The sequence below is a fragment of the uncultured Campylobacter sp. genome, from assembly GCF_938045595.1.
Taxonomy (GTDB): domain Bacteria; phylum Campylobacterota; class Campylobacteria; order Campylobacterales; family Campylobacteraceae; genus Campylobacter_B.
Map to the genome: position 1 here is coordinate 1 of NZ_CALIBB010000129.1, position 2106 is coordinate 2106.

The window sequence follows — 2106 nt, forward strand, 5'->3', positions numbered from 1 at the left end:
AGTTTCCGATCAATAATTTTGGCTATCCTTACGGCGAAGTGGACGGCAACACGCTAAATTATTACTCGCCGAAAGATTTCAGCTACGATTACAGATCGAAGGAGCTGTAGCGGCGCGCGTTTTGCTATGCGGCACGTCGAACTACTTGAGCTTTTTGAGTAGGTATACAAGAGAGGCTTCCCGCTAGACGACTTTGGGCGGATGTGTAAAAGCGCGCCTAATCTAAATGCTGCCGCGTCTGCATTGGAAAAAAATTCCGCGCTTTATTTGGCGTGGAATTTTAAAATTTTTTAGAATTTTGTGAGCGGCGAAATTTTAAAATTCCAAGATGAATAAAATTTTGAAATTTTTCGGCGCGCAAAATTCTGAAATTTGCGGCTTGCAGAATTTAAAATTTCGCCTCTTTGCGCGAAATTTCGCGGCGGATTTGCGAGTAAATTTCGTGTGTTGGGCTAGCGGCGGCACGGCAATACCTATACTGAAAGGTAAAATTTGAAAACTGAACTAGAAAATTCCGCGCAAGAAACCTTGACGCAAAAGCGAGAATATCCTGGCAAAAATCGCTTCAGCACGCGCAGTCTGTGGCTGATATTCGCCGCGATTTTTAGCGCGGTTGCGGCGACGTTTTGTTGCCTACCCGCGCTTTTATTTTTGATTTTCGGCGCGAGCTTTTCCATTTTTTCAGGCGCAGAGGCTTTCGGTGACTACCGTGCACCACTTTCTGCGTTAGCGCTTTTTTGCTTCGCGCTCTCGGCGTTTTTCTTTTTCAAAAAGCCGCGCGCATGCTCGCTGCAAAGCGGGCGCAAAAAATGGATTCTGATCTACGCGCTCTTAGGAGCCTTGCTTGCCTTTATGCTTACATATCCTGAAATTTTAGGAGGGCTTTATGCGTAAAATTTTGTTTTTGATGCTTGGATTTACGGCGCTTTTTGCCGACAAAGAGATTAAAATTTACGTGGAAAAAATCCACTGTCCGCTCTGCACTACGATCGTGCGAAAGGCGCTTTTGCAAACGCCAGGAGTGATAAGCGCAAAGGTTTCGCAGCAGAGCAAAACCGCGACCGTCGTAGCAAAGGATGATACAAACGCGACCGCGATGCTTGAGGCGATCGCAAAAACGGGCTATGAAGGTGTAATCGTAAAATAAAAATCCCCGGCAAAATTCTGACTAAATTTTAAATAAAATTCTTGCTAAATTTCGGTAAAATTCATGCGACTTTGCATAAAATTTCATTTTGCGCGGCTTGCCTGCAGCGTAAGCTAGCGCGATTGAAATTCTGCGCGTATTTTGCGGAAGCGCTATGTCGGCGCGGTCGCGTTTAAATTTAGCAGAATTTCGCAAGCGCTTAAGCGAGTGCGATTGCTTTTAAATTCAATGGGCGTGTCGCAATAACGCGCGGATATAATAAATTCAAAAGGAGCAAACATGCAAAAAAACGAGGTTATGAACGATTTTAAGAGGCTGTGCGAGATACCTCACTGCAGCTGCGAAACGGAGCAGATGAGGGAGTTTTTAGCAGATTTTGCGCGCTGCCAGGGCTTTAGCGTGAACGTCGATGAGGCGGGCAATATCCACGCCGTAAAGGGCGAGCCTAAAATTTGCCTGCAAAGCCACTACGACATGGTCTGCGTGGGCGCGGCGCCAAATTTAGAGCTCATTGAAGAAAACGGCATCCTAAGGGCGAAAAACTCGAGCTTGGGCGCTGATGACGGCATCGGCGTGGCGATGATGATGGGCGCTATGCGGGAGTTTGCAAATTTAGAGTGCCTATTTACCAACGACGAAGAGGTCGGGCTCGTGGGCGCAAATGCCTTTAAGAGTAAAATTTTATCGCCAAATCTACTAAATTTAGACAGCGAAGAGGATGACCGCGTAACGCTGGGATGCGCCGGCGGCATAAACGTAAACGCAAAAATCGGCGCCGCGAGCGTCAAAAAGAGCGGTAAAATTTACGAGATCGGCGTCACGGGGCTTAGCGGCGGGCACTCGGGCAACGAGATACACAAAAATATCCCAAACGCGACGAAGCTGCTGGCGAAATTCCTAGCCGAGGAGGGCTGCGAGCTAATCAGCCTAGATTTTGGCGAGAGGAGCAACTCGATCCC

Annotated in this window: 4 protein-coding genes; all 4 read left to right on the plus strand. The window is 47.4% G+C overall.

The features are described 5' to 3' along the window. Window positions 1–328 precede the first annotated feature (328 nt). Window positions 329–496: a hypothetical protein gene (locus tag Q0340_RS05480; protein ID WP_298082490.1), complete on the plus strand. Its 168-nt coding sequence runs from the start codon at window positions 329–331 to the stop codon at window positions 494–496. Next, window positions 493–894: an aryl sulfotransferase gene (locus tag Q0340_RS05485; RefSeq protein WP_298082491.1), complete on the plus strand. Its 402-nt coding sequence runs from the start codon at window positions 493–495 to the stop codon at window positions 892–894. The genes Q0340_RS05480 and Q0340_RS05485 overlap by 4 nt, the downstream gene beginning before the upstream one ends. Further along, window positions 887–1147 (plus strand): heavy metal-associated domain-containing protein, encoded by a 261-nt coding sequence (locus tag Q0340_RS05490; protein WP_298082492.1) that lies wholly within the window; start codon window positions 887–889, stop codon window positions 1145–1147. The genes Q0340_RS05485 and Q0340_RS05490 overlap by 8 nt, the downstream gene beginning before the upstream one ends. A 279-nt stretch (window positions 1148–1426) precedes the next feature. Next, a partial coding sequence (locus tag Q0340_RS05495; RefSeq protein ID WP_298082493.1) for a M28 family peptidase occupies window positions 1427–2106 on the plus strand: 680 nt, incomplete at its 3' end.